We start from the raw sequence: 20,090 nt of genomic DNA on the forward strand, positions 1-20,090 counted from the left end.
GCAAAAACTTCAGAACACTTGTAAATATTCTCTTAACCTTGGACATACTGATGCTAGTATTCTTAAAAAGGTGTGTGCTTAGTATGAAAAAAGAGACTTCATTAAAACGGAAGCGCTATCAGTCGGATGTTATTTTGTTAACTGTGCGCTGGTACCTACGGTACAATCTCGGTTTTCGTGATTTGGTAGAAATGATGGAAGAAAGAGGGGAAAATGCCGTTAGGCATTCCAATCAGGCAGATAAAATATTTAAATCACATTGTAGAGCAAGACCATCGTTTCATGAAAAGACGTATATACTCTATGTTAGGACTTAACTCTTTTCGCACAGCTACATGTATTCTTGCAGGAGTAGAAGCCATGCATATGATAAAAAAAGAACAGATTGATTTGCGGGATCAGTCTGTTCAAACTCAAAAACAATTCATTCATCAATTATTTGGATTGACAGCGTAAAGAATGATTTCGGTAGGAATCCTCATTGTTTTTTGGAATGTATCCTTTATTTGCCCCAGAACCCTATCAAGACATACAAAAGGTTCTGGGCGTTGGAATAAACAACGTATCCGTGTAGCTAAGCTGCATGAAAAAATAACGATTAACCGAGAAACCCCCACTTCAAACAGTCCGTTAGGACGTTAAGTGACGGGTAGTTCATTCTGCAAAGAATGGCTTTTTCTTGTTTGCTATACTTTTAATTTAATCTGTAAAAAATGTTTTATTAGCTGTGACGCTATGAGGTTGAAGCTTATTTATTCTTTCAATGAATGGGGAATAGGGGGCTAATAATATCCATTAGAAATTATATAGATGTATCAAAGACCCCCCTTTTTTGTAAAAGAAACTAAATATGTGTGGCAAAATTAGAAAAAGCATAAGTTTAATATTAAACTTATGCTTTAGAGTAGTCTAAATAAATCGATTCACATTGGATTTATTCGACTAAGATTATTTAAATCGTAGTCAATATCTAATGAGTACGATTTAAAGTATATGTAGCTACTACTTACAACGCCTATAGTATGCTCATAATAGAATCACATACGTCAATAAGAATATGAATCATGCTATTCACCTCGCAATCTATACTAATTATATACATTAAAGCTGAGTTTTTAATTTCAAAAATGTCCTTTGATAAATGAAAAACTAGTTATGGTTTTGGCGCTTTGAACCAGATTGACTCCGCAAATTGACCTGTTCCTTTTTTACGCATAGAAGTATTGTACTAGAAAAGATTTAAGTTTTAATATAGATATATATTTTTTTCTGAAATGTTGGTCTTGCGCCATGCTACTATTTCGATATTTTGTCTGTCTGATTTGAATGCCTAACGGTATCTTATTAGCTTGCTTTAATCACGTAATAGCAAGCTAATAAGCAGAATTTTTATCGACTATGATTACATAAGATTAGGAAAAATGAAAAGGCTGCAAAGCTTTCTTCGAAAACAGCAGTCTTTTCATTTCTAGATTTATTCAAATCAACAGTAATGTTGTTTCTTTATTTTTATGTACGTGTCATCTGCTCTCCATGAATCATTTGTTTACTTAAGATAGCGGCGGCAGATTCGTTTATCTAACTCTGATCCATATTGATGAGCCCAACGAATAATTAATTGTTGTATAAGCTAAAAACGCTCCATGTTCACCCTTATTTCCACTAAATCTCAGAACCTTAAGTTGTACTATCGTATTGTTAATAAAATGAGAGCTGGTTCATAACATGATCCTATTTGAACACATTTTCGTCTTTTATACTGACTACATACTATTAGTATGTCCAAAATTAAAATGGTTAGATAGGATCTTATTGTAGTCAGGATCTGTTCATTTGATTGTTTACTACATTTAAACTACAAGTAATGATTTTAGAAGTTTGATTCTATACAAAATACTCACATGAAAAATATTTCTCAATACTCATAAAATAAATTTCTTGTAAAATAAAAACGTATAAATTCCTATACAACGTTATCTTAACACTATAAAGTTTCTGCTCATGGTGTTTTTAATAACAATTTTATATATCTAAATGTTTGTTTATTATGATTATTTAACTTTAGAGTTTAGCGATTACGTCAAATTTGTTCAGGAACTCATTTTACTGGTAAATAATTATACACAATCTATATATTCGCCAATATATAGATAAAATCTATTCGGATTTTCTGCATTTTTCACATAGCTTTATATTTTTTCCAATATGTTTGGAGGTGAAATTATGAAGTATAATTCAAATACCTTATCTTTTATTTTCATATTTATAGCAATCGTGTCCTATATCGCTTATATAGTAAGAGATACATTACGACTTCATCCTATACTTGTCTTATCCATTAGTTTATTAGCTCTATTAGGAAATCTAGTGTTTATAAACCAAACTGAAGATAAACATTTCCCGTCTATCATTTTAATAGGGATTCTCATTTATTTCATTCTTTTTCTGAGTACACTTTTAATAGAACTTATCATAAGATACTAATTAGATATTGATATGAATGTGTAATTGTTATGGTTCCGAGGAAAAATATATTCGCTAAAATCAAATGTTTTTATAACTAAAAAGTAAAATTGTTTTGTTATACAAACCAATTTTTCGTGTTATCAGCTTGTTTGTAGACCCTCAGATTAGATTTTAAGGGGGAGTATATCTACATGAATCTTAAAAAATCAAGCCAAATACTCATCGTTCGTGTGTTTCGAATTATAGGGCTTTAAATGTGGAATGGGTGTGTTTCGTTAATAAAATTTAATATACACTTCAATCTCTTAATTCACATTGATTTCCCCCTTAATAGTACTATAAGCGGAAAATGACTATTTTTTATGTGAACAATAAAAAATAGTATGAAGTAGGTGGTGATAGACTTTATGATACAAGACATTATTTCAACTAATAGCTCATCAGAATTAAATACGTTCTTACGTATGAAAAATAAAATTGTTGGGAGAGATTTTCTTCTTGAAAATACACCTTATTATCTCCGTCATTTTTCACTAAATCAATCGATTGCAATTGAAAATAAAGAAGGATCCGATTTAATACAAAAAGATTTTATTCGATTAACAAATGATGGAGAGATAGGTAATAGTATTACGTTAGAAAAAGTCACCATCGGTTTTGGTAGTCTAGATTATGGTTTTAGAATAAAGATGGGGCAGTCTTCAAAAGAGGGGGATGACTATATAACTCAAAACACTCTTGGTCGCCTATATCTTTATCTTGATACACGAGAAAATGCGACTTGTTGGCATATACAAGCTTTATCTGAAAATATATGTACAACAATAACGGCGGTAAATTCGTCGAATTACTGGAGAACAATCACCAGACATAAAAGAAAATGGATTCAAGCTCAAACAAAAAGGCATTCTAATGTCACTATCGATAATTACTGGATATTTATATCTGCTGATACATAGAGGGAATTAATATTTAAAGACTTACTGGATCTAATGCTATGAGTCAGGTAATAATCAACTTTTTTAGCATTTCTAATTTTTACAATGAATAAAGTACTTTTTTCACAATGGCATGTTTTAATTGGCCACAAATTTGATGAGAAGAAGGCTTTGCGTATAATAATGTGGATTCTTGATGAAACATTCCTCTTTGTAGGATTGTATGGTTTTATAAAAGGGAAGTGCATGTTGAATAGGCTATTTCTTAATTTATAGGTTCCATAGGTTCTAGAATCGTTTCATTTCTGATAGCTTTTTGCAATGCAAGATACAAAGTCCTTTACTGTACCTGATTCCAATTATATATAACTCTAATGAAGAAAGGAGTATGACTATTTCCTTAAATTTTGTTAAAAAAACATGTTTATTTTTATGCATAGAAATCTTCCTAGTTATTTATCTTCCATACAAATTCGATATTTTTTATGATTCACAACGGTTTTATCATCCTTCTAGTAATTCTCAATTTTATACACATGTATTATAATAAATCAAACGTTCTTTCTTGGAATTTCAATTCTAACTTTCTCAATTTAAATTCGAATACATTTTAAAAAATAAGGTACCAGATGATTTGTTGGTATCAAACATGAAAAGTGGATGTTATGTATTGAGAGGGAGTAAATTATGCAATTTTAACGCTACACCCTAATTTGAATCACATTCTTATAAGAAAAATTTATTTTATGTTTCTCTCATTTTACAAATTTAATGGTACAAGTTTACTGAAATCCTAAATTTAACAAGCGAACTTTTGCACGCTACAACATAAAATGTTTTAGTCCTTTTTTCTGTAGCACCTTTTATAAGGCTATACTGGTACTATAAAAGGTGCGTTATTAGTATGAAAAAGAAAAATTTGGTTGAATGAAAGCACTATTAGCCCGATATGATGTTGTTAACTGTACGTTGGTATCTTACGGTACAATCTTAGCTTTTCTGATTTGGTGGAAATAATGTAAGAACAACGATTATTCTTGATTCATGCTACATTTATCTAATTCAGATCCATCAATATGCATCTGAATTAGATAAATGAATTCACCGTCACCTCAAACAAACGAATGACTCCTGGAGAGTAGATGAAACGTACATAAAAGTAAAAAGACAATGGATGTACCTATATCGTGCCATTACTTCTGAAGAGAACACGATTAATGTTTATCTCAGTAAATCTAGAAACCATACGGCTGCAAAGCGATTTTTCAAGAAGGCTTTGCGGTCTTTTCATGTTTCAAAATCTCGTGTAATCACAGTTGAGAAAAATCCCGCCTATCCCATTGCTATTAGCGGGTTGAAGAAGGAGAAAAAAATGCCGTTAGGCATTCAAATCAGGCAGATAAAATATCGAAATAACATCGTAGAACAAGACCATCGTTTCATGAAAAGACGTATACACTCTATGTTAGGACTTAAATCTTTTCGCACAGCTACATGTATTCTTGCAAGAGTAGAAGCCGTGCATATGAGAAAAAAAGAACAGATTGATTTACGGGATCAGTCTGTTCAAACTCAAAAACAATTCATTCATCAATTATTTGGATTAACAACGTAAAGAACAATTCCGGTAGGAATTCTCATTGTTTTTTGGAATGTACCCTTTATTTGCACCAGAACCTTACAAATTAAGAAGAAAAAAATTAGAACCCTTCATTTGCAGAATAAAACATTTAGGTTCAGCAACTTATGAGTCAAAAGAGTTCCTATTGAGAAATAAATGAGGCGCTTACCATCGAGAGGAATCCATTATACAATGTATTCGTACATATTCTATTTATAGGAGTGATGAGTTTGAAACGTATTATGGGTGTAGTTTCAACGGTATTCGTAACTGGAGGATTACTTGTGCCTACGATTGATGCACAAGCTTCCACTGTACAAACTAAGGTGTCAACTCAACAGGCGATGTTACAAAACTGGCAACGTCCGGACCGCTTTGATTACATGGTAAAATTACAACGTGGCCAAAGTTCTAGTCAGTCACCTATTTTTAATTTGGACGAAAGAAGAAATCATGTGCAATTTAAAATCATGAATGAGTCAAGGTTCAATAATTTAGCGTACAAATTATACAAAATGGAGAGAAATGGTAGAGGCCCTGATAGAGCCGTGGTAATTGAACGGGGTACAGTTAATAGGAATGCAACAAAAATGTTTAATGAAAGATTCCAAAGAGGAGATTATTATGTAGAATTAGAGTGTGATCGAGACGGACATGGCAGACCCGGTCGTGGTGAATGTGAAGGAAGTGCATTTATTACTATCCTTGGAAGATAGTCCTGTCGCATAAATCAAGTGAAAGAAAAGAACAAACAGACTTTGAAGTGCCCCCAAAAAGTTAGACACGGTTATTTCATTAGGTAGCTTGATCCAAATGAGTCCGGTATTGTACCGGGCTCATTTTTAATTTTGCCTTAATCCGTTTCGTATTATAATAATCTATATATTTTTCTAATTCTATTTTAAAGTGCTCTACATTTTCAAATTCTTTTATGTAGAGGAACTCCGATTTCATAATCCCAAAGAAATTTTCTATTACTGTGTTGTCGTAACAGTTACCTTTTCGAGACATACTCTGTACAATAGCTCTTGATTCAAGTGTACGGACGTATTGTCTCATTTGATAATGCCATCTCTATCTTAATTTATCTCCTTATTTGAAATCTTTGTTCTTTGTATCTTCGCTTTATCATACACGTAATAACGGAGTTTTTAGTATACATTTGTGTGGATTACAGTTTTGGTTATGTTTGTAAAAACCAATAAATGACGTAATAATAGTTTTTCAAACCAAATATAGTCGATTACATTTTGAACAAACCGTTCAGATTCATCTACAAACGTTTTGAATTTATATATAATACTAAACAACCTTGGTGATTTAATATGGGACAGTGCCCTTATAATCGCCCTTAAAATGATTGTGGATAATTTTCATATCATTAAAATTTAAAACTCACTTTTCCCCCTTTAAAAAGGATAAAATTAAAGTTGTTTCTCATAAAAGAGGATTGTATTTTGAAACCAAGTATAGCTCTAACGCTGTTCTCACTGTCTCTTATGGGGTTCCAGTCGCCAGAAACACAATCAAAACAAACACTTGGTATCAAACAGCTGGAGAAGTCAAAGCGCTCTATCGTCAAGGGTATAATATAGGAAAGATGAAATTAGACGTGGCACTTGCCAAAGGTACCGAGAAAAAAACTGCCATCGTTTTAGATCTAGATGAAACGGTCGTGGATAATAGTCCGTATCAAGCCATGATAGTAAAAGAGAAGAAAGGGTTCCCCTATAAATGGGAGGAATGGATTCAACAAGCAAAGGCAGATACCCTCCCTGGCGCCGATTTCTTTTTACAATACGCCAAAAAGGTGTAGCGCTTTACTACATTTCCAATCGTAAACAAGGTCAGTTAGATGCCACTTTACAAAACTTACAGAAACTGAATATCCCGCAAGTTGATCAGGAACATGTCTTATTGTAAGGAAAAGAAGAGCGAAGAAAAAAGTGGCGACAGAACATGATATTGTTCTATTTTTTGGAGATAATTTACCTGATTTTACGGGATTTGATGAGAAATCTATTGTGTTCCTGAATCCGATGTATGGGGATTGGGAATCCGATTTATATCAATACGACTGCAAAAAGTCAGATATTGAAAAAGACAAACTTCGTAAAGATGCATTACTATCCCATAATTAGATTGCAACATATGTCGAATACATACTGCCTATCAAGGGAATTCCCTTGATAATGAATTACTTATATATCAACAATAACATCCTATATCCTAATTTTAACATTTTAAACAAACGTTTGATTCGGCATCCTTCGTACGAAATCTATATAGATTCGCTACAATTCGTCAATGTTTTGTGTACATTTTTGAAAAAGGAATCCTTGTATGTATAAATCTAATTTTATTGCTTTTTTGCTACTTCATCTATGTCATCAAAAAAACGCTCTATTTGCATCTAATCGTTTTATTATTTACTATGTTGATTACCATTGTCGGTATTATGCTTTTTAGTGATTTCCAAGATACAACTTATATGAAATATATACTTTTCATGAGATTGTTTCTGTATCTCATTCTTATATGTTTTACTTTTAATCCCTTTACATGGGCTACATGGGATAGGTGACAAATAAAACTAATCCATTTTTATTATAGAAACCCTAAGTTTAGTCATATTTCTATTCTCTTACATAATTACGATTCAAATCACACATGCTACTATACATACCAATTATTAGCATAAGGAGTAGATGTCAACAACCCGCCACTTAACACCCTTACGGGTCGTTTGAAGTGGGGGCTTGCGTCTGTCGGAGTTCGACAGTGCTTCTACCCTCATAGAGAGCAACTACGCTTATTCCTACCCAGTAGTACGAACGAGCAATGCTCTCCTACCTTAGTATGGTGGAGCATAAGGACGGTTGACTTCGCCCCTACCACAAGAGCTATACTCCTGTGGTAACTACACTGGTATGCTTAATTCCCTTACGGTGTAGATTCATCGCACCAATACGGTCATCATTTGATTGGTATTGGCAATTTTTACACTTAAAAGTGTGTAACTTTTTATTACGATTCGCTTTTTCAATGTTTCCGCACTTAGGGCAAGTTTGGGAAGTATATTTGGGGTCTACCACAATTACCTTTTGTCCATTCAATTCAGCTTTATACTCAAGCATTTGACGGAACTGATAGAAAGCCCAAGATACAGAAACATAGCGGTTTTTCACTCGTACTTTCTCTGTCGCAGAACGAACCCCTGTTAAGTCTTCTAAAACAAACATAGTACCTCTAGGGTATGCCTCAACGAGTGCCTTTGTAATTTGATGGTTTACATCAGTTACATAACGGTTTTCTCTTGAGCCAATTTGTTTTATTTTCTTACGAGAAGATGGTGTTTGTCGTGTTTGTAATTGCTTACGAGTAGCTTTAAATTTACCACGCTTATGTTTAACAATATTTCCGTTGTAGAAGGTTGTTTTGCCCTGACTATCATAAGTGGTTGCAAGGAAGTTGATTCCTAAATCAACACCAACGATGTTGTTTACATCTGCGAAATCTAATGTTTGGTACTCTTTTGTCATCGGGATATGTAAGAACCACTTTTTGTACTTATGCACTAATTTAGCAGTACCAAATTTCCAAGTGCTGTTGAAGTATTTCTTCATAGCCTTACGCTCATAATTTAGTTTTAGGCGACCTTCAAGCGTGTTTACACTAAATTGGTTTTTGGTTAGTGAATAATCTCGATTCCAGATTAAATCATATTCTGCAAGTTTGAAGTCAATCAAAGACCATTCATGTCCATTTGATTTAGCCGACTTGTAACGAGCAATTACAGTTTTCATCACAGATTGAGCCATTTGACTTTTTAACCTAAAGTGATTTCGCAAATGAGAATAATATAAGTTATTGAGATTTACTTGATTAAGGTTCTTTGTTTCAAATATGTGTTTTGATAACCAATTACAAGCCTTGCGGTAAGCGTTCGTTGTTATCTTTAGACTTTCAGCTTGATTATCGGAAACATGGATTTGTATTTTTGCAGTAATTGTAGGCATTATTTTCACCGCCTTTCACTAATTAAATTGTAACAGATTTTTAGTGAAAGCAAACAACTTAAGTAGAGAAAGTAGGAGGCAAAGTGGAAGTTTCAGATACTTGATATGGTACAGAATCTTAGGATTTTTAACGTACCATACCGTATCTGCCGGCAATTCCTCCCCCACTTATCGTTGGGCTATCGCCCTTCGCACGATTGAAGTAGGGGGTATCCTTGCCGATTTTAGATGAAATTATGTATTTTTTGTAACGTGGATATTGTTTTATTTTTATCACATACCATACAGTGGGAGTAGAAAAAAATGAAGATTAACCAGGCCTATCAAGTATCTCCAATTTATGTTTTCTTTTTAATACATAGTGCGCAATTTGGAGCTGGTGTACTGGGGTTTGCTAGAATTGTCGCTAAAAAAGCCGGATATGATGCTTGGATTGGCGTCGTACTGGCGAGTATTTTCTTACATATTTTAATGTGGATGATGTATCGTATGCTATCTTGGGTTCAAGGAAGTATTTTAGAACTTCAGAGGTATATGTTTGGCAGGTTTATTGGAACAGGTTTGAACTTGGTATTTTTTGTTTATTTTTTGATTGTAAGTATCTCTATCTTACGAACTTATATTGAAATCGTGCAAGTATGGATGTTTCCTACTGCTTCTACTCTTATACTTGCAATTATTTTGTCTGTTTTAGTGTATTACATTATTTCATCAGGATTTCAAGTGATGACCGCCGTCTGTATTGTCTCTATTTTTATATCTATATTTTATGCAATTCTCTGTGTATACTGCGTGATAGTATATGGACATTGGGATGTTTTTTCACCGATTTTGAATCATTCTTATTTGGATATTGCGGATGCGATGCAAAAATCTATTTATACGATGGCAGGTTCTGAAATCATTCTTATGATTTATCCTTTTCTTCGTGCTCCTAAAGAATCTCATAAATTTGCACAATATGGTTTGTTGTTTTCGAATTTGTTATATGTTTTGTCTATCATTTCGGCATTAGCCTGTTTTAGCGAAAAGCAACTTTCGCATCTTATTTGGTCTCAACTGTCACTTTCTCAAGTGATTACTTTTCCGTTTCTACAAAGATTTGAATACCTGATGGTATCAGCGTATGCATGGCAGATGGTTACAAGTATGATGTTACCTCTTTGGGCTTGTACACGGGGTATTCGAGAAATAGCGAAGATTCGTCAAAAATATACGTTACTGATTCTGTTAAGTATGAATAGTATGATTGTCTGTTTGCTCCAAGATCGGCATAGTATTAATACATTTATTACACAAACTTCACGTTTTACATTTTATTTAATCTATATCTATATTCCTATACTCTTTTTGTTACTTTGTTTAAAAGTACAGTATCAAAAGAAGGAGAATCCATTATAAGTATTCTCCTTCTTTTGGAATATTCTAAAAAAGTATGTATATTTCCATCGGTGTATACAAAAATTATTACGTATGATAAAAATCAAGAAGACCGGTGTGATGCACATTATATGCACCCTTTATTCTACATATAAACCAATTGCGGCAACAATCGCTTCTGAAGTGTATTCCCATTTTCCGTCCGTTAGGGCTCCTAATTGTTGGTCAATTTGTGATAAAAGATCTGGAGTAATGGGAACACCAAAATATTGAGCAATAATTGCACCGATAGGTGCTGTAATTTTTGTCCATCCACCACGATCGATTTTAATTTCTAAATTTTTGATTACCCCATTTTCTTTTACAAAACGATAATAGACCTGATCATCTAGACTTTGCGTTTGTTCAATAAAGTTTGATGAAAATACATGGGCTGCTTGTACTTGTTACGGAGTCGTTTCTTTTTCCGCAGCAAATGCGAATGTGGATGAACCTGTTACTAACATTGCTGCTAAAGTTGTAGCAATGATTATCTTATACCGCTTCATACTTATATTCCTCCTCTTTTCCCTTTTCGTTTGCGAAATGTGTCAAATTTTGTCGTGCAAAAGGGTTGGAAACATCATATCACGATAGAAAGTGAATGAAAAGTAAATATTCAGAAATTTGAGTCTTTTTGAAAGAAGCATATTTTTTTGTTTAGTTAAGGTGGTTTAAATTTGTTCTAGGTATTAAATCAGTTTGTGTGTACTGTATCTGCAAAAAGTTTTTATGGTCTATAAAAAAGAGAAAATAAATAATGCTACATTCCTTTAACATCAATTCGGGGTATGGTAACCTCGTGTGTGAATATGTCTATTATAAACCTCACCTGGACGGTGTTCTCTTCTTTTTCTCTTGTTCTTTCTGTTTTGTAGCATTTCTAATTCCAATAATCTTTGCTGCATAGATACATGTTCCATTCCACCATTAAGTATCAAAAAATAACCCGCCACTTTTGATTGTATTTTAGGGATAGAAACCATTAGGGATTTTTTATTGTAATATATCGAACAATATCATAAGATTGTTTCTTATATGAACTGGATAAATAAACGATTTTATTTGTCTTCTTATAGAGGAACTGTGTATTGGTGATACGCAGTTCCTTGATACTGTCTAAATTGATTATAAAAATCTAATTTTCTTTCTTGTACCCATCTTCCTGGTAAAACTTCCTTTTGCTTCATATAGGTTTGAATGATCCATCCTTGCAAAGAATCTGGACGGATCAGATACTTTTCTCCAATATGAGGTGGTAATGCAACTGGAGCTGGTGCATCCATTGCACCTGGTGGCGCTAATCGGTAATATACGTTTCCATTTTGTTGAAACATATCTTGTAACTGCAAAAAAGTCGTACCCATATATAGATATTCATCGTGTTTACTATATGTATGTTGCACTTGTCTCTGATCGGCTTGCGCAGACATACACGGTAGAGAATTTATGGCTAACAAAATGAACAAACTACTCCACCATTTTATTCTTTTATTCATAAGAACCCTCCTATATTTTTCATTATGCAATGATTCAAAATGGAATATAGTTTATTAGATTACATGTTTTACCTTCTGCAGAACGGGTAATGGAACGAACAGTAAGATGATTTAAAGCAAACTCTATGTGAATCATATAAAACGAGTAAAAAAGATGCAATCCGTTGAAGTTGAGAAATAAATGTATAAAAAGGCGAGAATACTAAAAAAACAGCATGGATATACCCCCATACTGTACAAGAATATCGAATCTAACTTTTTTATTCTATTGTCACAAGCCCCTGATATCCACCTGCTCGATTATCATAACTATATACATACAAATAATATTTTCCTGGTTGCGCCGTATACGTTTCAAATAATCTTTGTCCTTGAAATGTAGCATACGCCACGGGATTTTTTAAGTTTTTTTCGTGGTATAGGACCCAATTCATTTGAATCTGATTTTGATTGATTACCTCAATAGCCAATTTGTTTGGTGATTGCACATTTAATTGATACATATCTAAGGAATTATTTGCATCAAAGTAACCTATAAAATTTGTTCGAAAAGGTAGTGGAGTTGCATCTTTTATAGATTCATTTGGTTCTTTGGATTCTACTATATTATTTGCAATACCTTGAAAAACAATATCGCATTCTATTTGCTTATTCGTATTGACTCGGTAGTTTGTAAAATAGGCTGTCACGGTTTTATAGCCATTCCAAGGTTTCGTCGATAACTGTTGCAGTATGGTATCTAATACCGTATTTAGTTTTCTCCAATCGGACGCAACATCTGCTGACTTTTTGCCTGTATACGTACCTCGTAAGGTAAACGTATGAAAGAAGTCGGATTGTTGTTCTGTCATGTTTGTATTTTGAAGCGGTATGATTTTGGTGATTTCTTTTTGCACCTCTGTCAAAGGCTTCGCTGTTGGTTGTTGTAAATACTCATCTGAAACAGCTGGAACGGTATACTCCTTTTGATGATCAATTAACAGTTGCATATAGTTTTGGTATGCTGTATTTAGTGTAAGACTTTTGCTTACTGTTTCACGATATTGATCGTATTGTATGACTTGATTATTTTTTATGATATGGTGCAATTGAGAAAATAGATCCCATCGATTTGCATACAGATAGGACTGCAAGGCAAACGCATAATTATAGAATTCCCAATTTCCATATGTGGCGTATAAAGTCTGCTGTAAGGTGTATCGATTCAAAGGATTCACGGCTAACTGTTGAACGATTGTTTTTCTGGGTACAACTTGATGGATACGGGTAGATCCAGCAAAAAATTCTGCACCACCCTCTTCAAACCAAGTTAAACGTTCATTTTCATAGAGCGCCCCTTCACCAAATAACCCTGGAACGAGATAACGTCCTTGAAGATAGTGTGTATACTCATGACGAAATAACTCTTCTAAACTATAGATACTATCCTGTGGCGTTCGCTCGTACGTAAAGAAGGTTCCATCTTGTTCAATATAAATCCCACCATTATTCGTGTCATACCCATATAATAAACGATTCAACCGATATTCTTCTGGATTATTATAAATCACCATAGTCAAAATATCATCGCGATGTTCTTGCTCTAATGGCGTATCCGACCCCACTACCCGATAAAATTGGGATTGGACTTCTTTAGACGCCCAATAGAGTTTTTGGACTTTTTCCGCTGTTACTTGTTGGCCCGTTCGAATCATCATAGATCCGTTATCAAATGTGTAAGTTTTTGGTATATATTTTTTCTTACCTGCTTCTTGAATTTGCTTGTACGAAATCAGATTTCCTTTATAATCTCTTCCATTATATCTTTCGTCAATTTGTTGAGCGGCAGTTAGATATGCTTCACTTAAATAAGGATACACCTGTAAGGCATTCGTAATAATTTGTAACCCTTGTTGTGCCGTGGTATGAAAATCACCCATTCTACTTATATAATAAATTCCATTATTAATAATCCATCCCGTGTCGGCATTGACTTGACCGTATAATGCCATTTTTCCAATCTCATTGATAAACGTGTTTATTTTCCCATACCAAGGTGATTGGTTAGGTGATGTACCAGTTTGGTACAAATACGTTTGAAGATCATAGTCAATACCACTTAAGAGACTGTATACAGCCGTTCCCTTCGAATATTCTTTTGCATATACTGACAAGTTTTGATTAAACTGTTCTAAAATAGGAATTGCTAACGATATAATTTCCGAATTACTGGATGCGTTTCCAATCAAACTTCCATAAGAAGCAATAACTCGATCTTGTTCTGTTGTCCCGAGTCGAAAATCGGGATTGGTTGCAATCGCTTTTAAAGCAGGTAAGCACGTATCATGAAACGTACGATCATTGAGATAGGCAAGTTCTTTATGGTAATATCCTAAATAGAATCCCGAACGCAATACTTCCACGAACGTCTCTATTCCATTTGAATTGGTTGCGGTATACGTCGCTCCTCTTTTTTCTAATGCTCGAATTAAGAATTGGACACGATTTTGATCTTGATAGAATGCGAGAGAGTCTGCATTAAATTGAAATAAATCCGTAATGTCACTCCAACGTATAGTCGAAAGTACTTGCACAAGATTTTCATAGCTAAGTGCTTGTAATTGTGCCATCGTATATGTTTGTTGAGCGGCCGATGTAGCAGTGAGCGTTGCAAAATTTATTTTCTCATCAGGTGGTTGAATCGATCGGTCGATTTGAAAGGGTGTAAGGAACAAATTTGAAGTATACGGATAGGGTTTGTGGAAAGGCTTTTGAGACATATATTTTCTTTTTATTTTCGATGAATGTACATGGAAACCATATGGGATCCGATTAGATGGTGGTACCCATGCATTCCCAAGCATGCCATTCGTCACGTTACTAACCGGACTAGATATAATTAGTTTGCTAGAAACTTGTATAGAACTTGCCTGTACAACATGTACGGAACCTAAAATCGTACAACACAACAACATGATTATAATCTTACTTATACGTTTCATCCAATTCCTCCATTTCAAAAATCAAAAAAATTCTAGCTGATTGTCACATGATGGTTCAGATTTTTTCATAGAGTATGGAAACCAAATCGTTGGACTATGGAAATGCTTCATGAAAAACACAGATGGTTTTCATAAACATCCCTCCCTTTTCCTTTTTTGCATTGTTGGGATGACACCAATATAAAGGTATCTAACTTGTATGATCTTTTTGCTTATCGTTTATTGTTTTAAAATCATCCCAACAGTACTTATATATGGCAAATCATTTTTTTAACCTTTTCCAGTATATTGAGAAATATAAAAATATAAAGCGGTGAAAATAAGACGCGATCTTGCAGGGTGAATATGTTTCCAAACTGAAACATATTGAGAAGTATATTTTATTCAAATCGCTGGATATTGTGTGCGATAAAAACAGCCATCATGTTTCCGCTTAAACAAGTTTTCTTTTTCCATATTGATCACACACCTTTTAAAGTAATATTACCAGTATAGCTAAGTTGGAAAAATAAATTTCAAGCATTTGGGGATTTTTGCACCAGAACCTTTTAATTGGTTTGTATATATGATGTATAAGAAAAAATAAAAATGTTGTCATTGAAATAACTGTATTGTGAGTAAGAACATATAGAAACGAGAGAAGAGACAACTATGTCTCATAGCTAATTATACCTAGTATGAGTATAAATCGTGATGATAGCCTGAATCTATTATTAGCATTCATTGCATTAGAAGAATTCGAACTATCACATATTCTAAATGCGGAGGGAGAAAAATTACAATATGTTTTAGGAACTTTATCGGGAAGAACAGGACCAGGTCCTTCCATGCAAGATTTACTTAATGTCAATAAAAGTATGTTAGATTCTGTTATGAAAGCAGAAATGCTGTTAGACTCAAAATTAAAAATGGTCACGGGTCTAATCAATCAACCACAATGTCACACAGAACATATTTGTGTACCCATTCGCCACATATGTAATGAAAATACATTTCCTATTTTTTCTACAGGAATTTCACCAGCATACAACGGAACGATTACGATAACAAATACCGGATTGCGTTGGAATATAGTGATACCTGTTACAGATATAACAGGTACTCATTCTTATACAATTCAACCAGATTCAGATTTTTCTAGTTCTGTAAAACAATTAATGTCAGTTACAGGAAAATGTAATTGTGTAACAACTCTTTGTCAAAACCAATATTGTATTGGCGTATTTGAAGGTACGTTTAAAGTAGAAAGTAGCTGTTAACTTGCCTATAAAAAGCTAACAGACTCATTTAAGTTCTTAATAAGGGTTAACAATCTATTGGCATTCATGTATATCTGTAAAATAAATAATTTAAAGATAATATATCAAATAAGGAGAGACAATTCATGGAAGAGAGTACTAAAGAACAACATACTCAATTAGGGGTTATCCAAGCAGCAGGTGAATGGAACTGTAATCAAGTTGTACAAGGAGAATGGGCATGTGACCCGAACGGTTTTATTGTAGCAACAGCAAACAATAGTTCAGAAGTAGGTGAATTATATAAAGTGAGTTTAGTGACGGGAGAAGTCACAGCCAACCTAGGACCAATTCAACCGACATCTCCCTTTGAAGGTCCTAATATTTATAATTCTTTAGGTTACAGTATAAAAGATGGCACTCTTTGGGCAGTTAATCATAATTCCTTGAGAAATGCAAGTTCTGATGTTCCCCCTAAAATTGTAAAAATTCATAACACGACGCCACCAACAACAGAACAATTTGATATTCCATGGCTTCCTGCCCCAGCTGCTGGTTCGAAGATTGGTTATGCAACTGGAGATATAGATAGTGACGGACATTTTTATATATATTCACCAACTACACCTCCTGGTTCTAATTGTGAAAATGCAGGTGTAGGGTATCCAAATTTAACTTTTTATGTGGTAGATGTAGATTCTACACGCTCAACTTATTTACAACTAGTGGATCCAACAAATGGTTTTCAAGCAACTCAATCTGGCGTACAATTGAGTCAAGATATTAGTCATGTAATTGATTGGGGTTTTAATCCAACAGATGGTCAATTATATGGCGTTCAGGGCGCAACAGGTAACGTAGTTAGAGTTGATCCACTCACAGGAGCCACTACCATTTTTACAACACCTCAATTACCTGATACTGATCCATGTTCAGGATATGGTGCAGTATTTTTTGATTCTGATGGAAATTTATTTGCATATAGTAATAATAGTGGGAATGTTTATATGATTACAATTACAGGGGATCAAGCATCATATGTAAAGATTTCCACAGCACTTTCTGGTATAAAAGACTATGACGGAGCAAGATGTGCATGCGCCAAATTGGATATATTAATCATAGACGGTCAAAAAACAGTAGATTTAGCAAAGGCCTGTGCAGGAGATGTTTTGACATATACAGTAAAGGTGAAAAACCAAGGGTCTGTTTTAAATGCCATCAATACTGTTTTCCACGATACTATTCCACCCGGAACAACTTTAATTCCGGGTAGTGTAACAGTGGATGGGAATCCGAATTCTGGTAACCCTAATGATGGAGTTCCACTTGGAAATATTACTCCGGGACAAACTGTAACGGTAACATTTCAAGTTCTAGTCGGATCAAATCCTCCAGATCTAATTACAAATACAGCTCGTTTTACAGCAGACAACTCCGCTGATGCAGTTTCAAATGAAGTATCAACTTCAATTATCCATGCAGATTTTACAGTTAAAAAAGAAGCAGATGTAGGTGCTCTCCAATGCAACGGCAACATTACGTATACCATATCTATTACTAATCAAGGACCAGATGATTTGAATCAAATTGAAGTATTGGACCCGATTGATCCTAAAACTAAGTTTGTCCCCAATAGCGTAACGGTAGATGGCGTTCCTCAAGCAGGAGTAGATCCTAATACAGGTATTTTAATTTGGCATTTCCCAGCTCATACAACGAAAATCGTTCAATTTCAAGTACAATTAGTATCAAATGCAGAGGGATGGATTTATAATACGGCACAAGTTGTATCTTGCAGTATTACAACTTCAAGTAATCAAACACGTGTCAAAATATGTCCATGTAATGTGCAATAATAAAAAGGGTTCTGTTGCAAAGTTTTTAAAACTAAGCTAAACTTTTCCAAAACAGAATGAGGAGAATTATACATGAGATATTTTAAAGGAAAGTAATTGAAACAAGATATTATTTTGGTAGCCGTTGGCTACTACTGTCGTTTTTCCTTAAGTTATCGTGATGTCTCTGAACTTTTGAGAAAACGTGGTGTTTCAGTTCATCCAACAACTATTATGCGTTGGGTTCACGAATATGGTCACTTGATCTATCAGGTTTGGCAGAAGAAAAATAAAAGCGTAGAACTATCTTGGAAATTGGATAAGACCTATATAAAAGTCAAAGGAGAATGGTGTTATCTGTACCGTGCAATTGATAAAGAAGGGTACACATTAGATATTCAACTTCGTAAACAGCGGAATTATCAGGCTGCATATGTCTTTATGAAAAGGTTAGTGAAAACGTTTGGAGAACCAACGGTTCTAACAACAGATAAAGCACCAGCATTACTTTGTGCATTCAAAAAATTAAAGGAACAAGGATTTTATAAACGTACAACTCATTGTACAGTCAAACATTTGAACAATCTCATCGAACAAGATCATAGACATGTAAAAAGACGTTTTGCTAAATCCGCAGGATTTCAAAGTATTCGTCATGCTTCACGTACCTTGAAAGGCATCGAAATCGTTCATGCTCTATATAAACGAAAACGAAGTTTGTAACAACCAAACTTCGTTTTTTCGACGTACAATGAATTACAACAATTATTAACGATTGCATAAAATCTATCTGCAATCATACCAACTTTTTCTCTGTTAAGAAACTTTGCAACAGAACCGGTTGAGAAATATCTTACGGAATCATCTGCGTACAAAACAAGAATAACGAGAATATTTCACCAGTTTACTTCATCAATATCAAATATTTTTAATAATCCTAAGACCTGTATAATCTCAATTATTTTTTTATCTATTACTTTATAATAAACTTCTAAACCTTTCCGTTCATGCGATACAATTTTAGGGATTTTTAATTTACTTAAGTGTTTTGATACGACGGATTGAGGTAAATATATAAGGTTTTGCAATTCAGAAACATTTAAAGAACCTATAGTAATCAATTTTTGTACAATTAGTAAGCGCATAGGATGAGCTAAAACTTTTAATATTTCGGCATGTTGCTCATAATTAGTCGAATCCATTTGAAATGTTTTTGACATAAACTACATCTCCTTAAAAATGAATACTTATATACCAGGGAAAAGTTATAACAATATTACATGTGTTTGAAAAAGTAATAAAATATAACTTGTATCTTTGATGTATCGGATGATATATAAATCCAGGAAGTATTGATAATAGCATTTGAAATCATTTTTTTTATGTCTTAAGAGCGTCCCCTAATCATTCAAAGAATTTACTACCTTCATCATTATACATATATTTCCAATAATAATTGTATTGCCAAAGAGTTACATTCTCTCGTTTATTGAAAGAGAAACGAGCAGTGGTAGTAGGTTATGTACTCATAAAAAAATAAACCATACTTTTTTTAGCATGGTTTATTTTAGAACTCCCTATCACTTTAAACGGATGATTCAGGTGTTTCTACATGTATCCATACATAGAACGTGTCGATAATAGAAGAATCTCCTTCCCATGAGCGCCATTTTTTCAATTGTAGCTTTACGACACCAGGTTCGATAGCTTTAAACTGAAATTTGTGAACTCCAGGTTTCCCTACTGTCCCGTCTCGCGTATTACTAGGTTGAAAATGTTCACCTACTAAAGGAATTTGTTGATTTATATTTGTTGTTGTCCAGCGATAGCCGGTCGTTGGATTTTCAGCAAGAGAAAGAGAGAGGAACTGTCCTGTAGATATGTGAACATGTTCCCCGTAGTTTTCTTGTGTAATGATAGTAGGACGTTTCCATTCCTTGTTGTACGATAAACCTGTTTCTGCTTGCACTGTATTGGGAATCGTACCTCCAAATCCTAATGCCAAAGTAATTCCTAGTACGCCACAAATCACCTTTTTATATGTACACATCATATATCTCCTGTCTATTTT

12 protein-coding genes and 6 pseudogenes are annotated in these 20,090 nt (G+C 33.8%); 11 read left to right on the forward strand and 7 right to left on the reverse strand.

Annotated features, from left to right (window positions below; genetic code table 11):
• The first annotated feature begins 83 nt into the window (after nt 1-83).
• Nucleotides 84-456: pseudogene (locus PSR14_RS30230) on the forward strand (DDE-type integrase/transposase/recombinase).
• 57 nt (nt 457-513) lie between these two features.
• Nucleotides 514-609: pseudogene (locus PSR14_RS30235) on the forward strand (RNA-guided endonuclease TnpB family protein); the annotation flags it as partial.
• A gap of 647 nt (nt 610-1,256) precedes the next feature.
• On the opposite strand, the pseudogene PSR14_RS30240 reads toward PSR14_RS30235, so the two are convergent.
• Nucleotides 1,257-1,630, reverse strand: a pseudogene (locus PSR14_RS30240) (IS6 family transposase); the annotation flags it as partial.
• Nucleotides 1,631-2,873: 1,243 nt separating this feature from the next.
• On the opposite strand from PSR14_RS30240, the gene PSR14_RS30245 reads away from it, so the two are divergent.
• The 3 genes and pseudogenes from PSR14_RS30245 (at nt 2,874) to PSR14_RS30255 (ending at nt 5,741) form a co-directional block, all read left to right on the forward strand.
• Nucleotides 2,874-3,425: a hypothetical protein gene (locus PSR14_RS30245; protein ID WP_098487540.1), complete on the forward strand. Its 552-nt coding sequence runs from the start codon at nt 2,874-2,876 to the stop codon at nt 3,423-3,425.
• 928 nt (nt 3,426-4,353) lie between these two features.
• A pseudogene (locus PSR14_RS30250) lies at nt 4,354-5,093 on the forward strand (IS6 family transposase).
• Nucleotides 5,094-5,255: 162 nt separating this feature from the next.
• Nucleotides 5,256-5,741 (forward strand): hypothetical protein, encoded by a 486-nt coding sequence (locus tag PSR14_RS30255; protein ID WP_262727232.1) that lies wholly within the window; start codon nt 5,256-5,258, stop codon nt 5,739-5,741.
• 79 nt (nt 5,742-5,820) lie between these two features.
• On the opposite strand, the pseudogene PSR14_RS30260 reads toward PSR14_RS30255, so the two are convergent.
• Nucleotides 5,821-6,096 (reverse strand): annotated as a pseudogene (locus PSR14_RS30260) (IS3 family transposase); the annotation flags it as partial.
• 379 nt (nt 6,097-6,475) lie between these two features.
• On the opposite strand from PSR14_RS30260, the pseudogene PSR14_RS30265 reads away from it, so the two are divergent.
• A pseudogene (locus tag PSR14_RS30265) lies at nt 6,476-6,948 on the forward strand (HAD family acid phosphatase).
• A 23-nt stretch (nt 6,949-6,971) separates the two neighbouring features.
• Nucleotides 6,972-7,166 (forward strand): hypothetical protein, encoded by a 195-nt coding sequence (locus PSR14_RS30270; RefSeq protein ID WP_392355900.1) that lies wholly within the window; start codon nt 6,972-6,974, stop codon nt 7,164-7,166.
• Nucleotides 7,167-7,928: 762 nt separating this feature from the next.
• On the opposite strand, the gene PSR14_RS30275 is transcribed toward PSR14_RS30270, so the two are convergent.
• Entirely contained in the window at nt 7,929-9,044 is a 1,116-nt protein-coding gene (locus tag PSR14_RS30275; RefSeq protein ID WP_392355920.1) for an RNA-guided endonuclease InsQ/TnpB family protein, read from the reverse strand.
• Nucleotides 9,045-9,347: 303 nt separating this feature from the next.
• Between PSR14_RS30275 and PSR14_RS30280 the strand changes: the two genes are divergently transcribed.
• Entirely contained in the window at nt 9,348-10,445 is a 1,098-nt protein-coding gene (locus PSR14_RS30280; protein ID WP_098213657.1) for a GerAB/ArcD/ProY family transporter, read from the forward strand.
• A 1,091-nt stretch (nt 10,446-11,536) separates the two neighbouring features.
• Here the strand turns inward: PSR14_RS30280 and PSR14_RS30285 are convergent.
• Nucleotides 11,537-11,962, reverse strand: coding sequence for a hypothetical protein (locus PSR14_RS30285; RefSeq protein ID WP_262727037.1), 426 nt, complete (start codon nt 11,960-11,962; stop codon nt 11,537-11,539).
• Between the two features lie 260 nt (nt 11,963-12,222).
• Nucleotides 12,223-14,943: a collagenase gene (locus PSR14_RS30290; RefSeq protein ID WP_262727038.1), complete on the reverse strand. Its 2,721-nt coding sequence runs from the start codon at nt 14,941-14,943 to the stop codon at nt 12,223-12,225.
• Between the two features lie 677 nt (nt 14,944-15,620).
• Between PSR14_RS30290 and PSR14_RS30295 the strand changes: the two genes are divergently transcribed.
• The 3 genes from PSR14_RS30295 to PSR14_RS30305 all read left to right on the forward strand — a co-directional run bounded on the left by PSR14_RS30295 (nt 15,621) and on the right by PSR14_RS30305 (nt 18,742).
• Nucleotides 15,621-16,202, forward strand: a complete 582-nt coding sequence (locus PSR14_RS30295) for a hypothetical protein (RefSeq protein ID WP_262727039.1) — start codon at nt 15,621-15,623, stop codon at nt 16,200-16,202.
• Between the two features lie 125 nt (nt 16,203-16,327).
• On the forward strand, nt 16,328-18,040 hold the full coding sequence (locus PSR14_RS30300) for a DUF11 domain-containing protein (RefSeq protein WP_262727040.1): 1,713 nt from the start codon (nt 16,328-16,330) through the stop codon (nt 18,038-18,040).
• 96 nt (nt 18,041-18,136) lie between these two features.
• Nucleotides 18,137-18,742 (forward strand): IS6 family transposase, encoded by a 606-nt coding sequence (locus PSR14_RS30305; protein WP_277505769.1) that lies wholly within the window; start codon nt 18,137-18,139, stop codon nt 18,740-18,742.
• Between the two features lie 173 nt (nt 18,743-18,915).
• Here the strand turns inward: PSR14_RS30305 and PSR14_RS30310 are convergent, their stop codons facing one another.
• Together PSR14_RS30310 and PSR14_RS30315 are read right to left on the reverse strand one after the other, a co-directional pair.
• A complete protein-coding gene (locus PSR14_RS30310) occupies nt 18,916-19,239 on the reverse strand; it encodes a helix-turn-helix transcriptional regulator (RefSeq protein WP_098213664.1) in 324 nt (107 codons plus the stop codon).
• Nucleotides 19,240-19,604: 365 nt separating this feature from the next.
• Nucleotides 19,605-20,069 carry a protease inhibitor I42 family protein gene (locus PSR14_RS30315; protein WP_257147392.1) on the reverse strand — a complete coding sequence of 155 codons (465 nt, stop codon included), beginning with the start codon at nt 20,067-20,069 and terminating at the stop codon, nt 19,605-19,607.
• Between the last annotated feature and the right edge of the window lie 21 nt (nt 20,070-20,090).

It is taken from the genome of Bacillus sp. A01H (genome assembly GCF_045277205.1).
In the GTDB taxonomy this organism is placed as follows: domain Bacteria; phylum Bacillota; class Bacilli; order Bacillales; family Bacillaceae_G; genus Bacillus_A; species Bacillus_A paranthracis.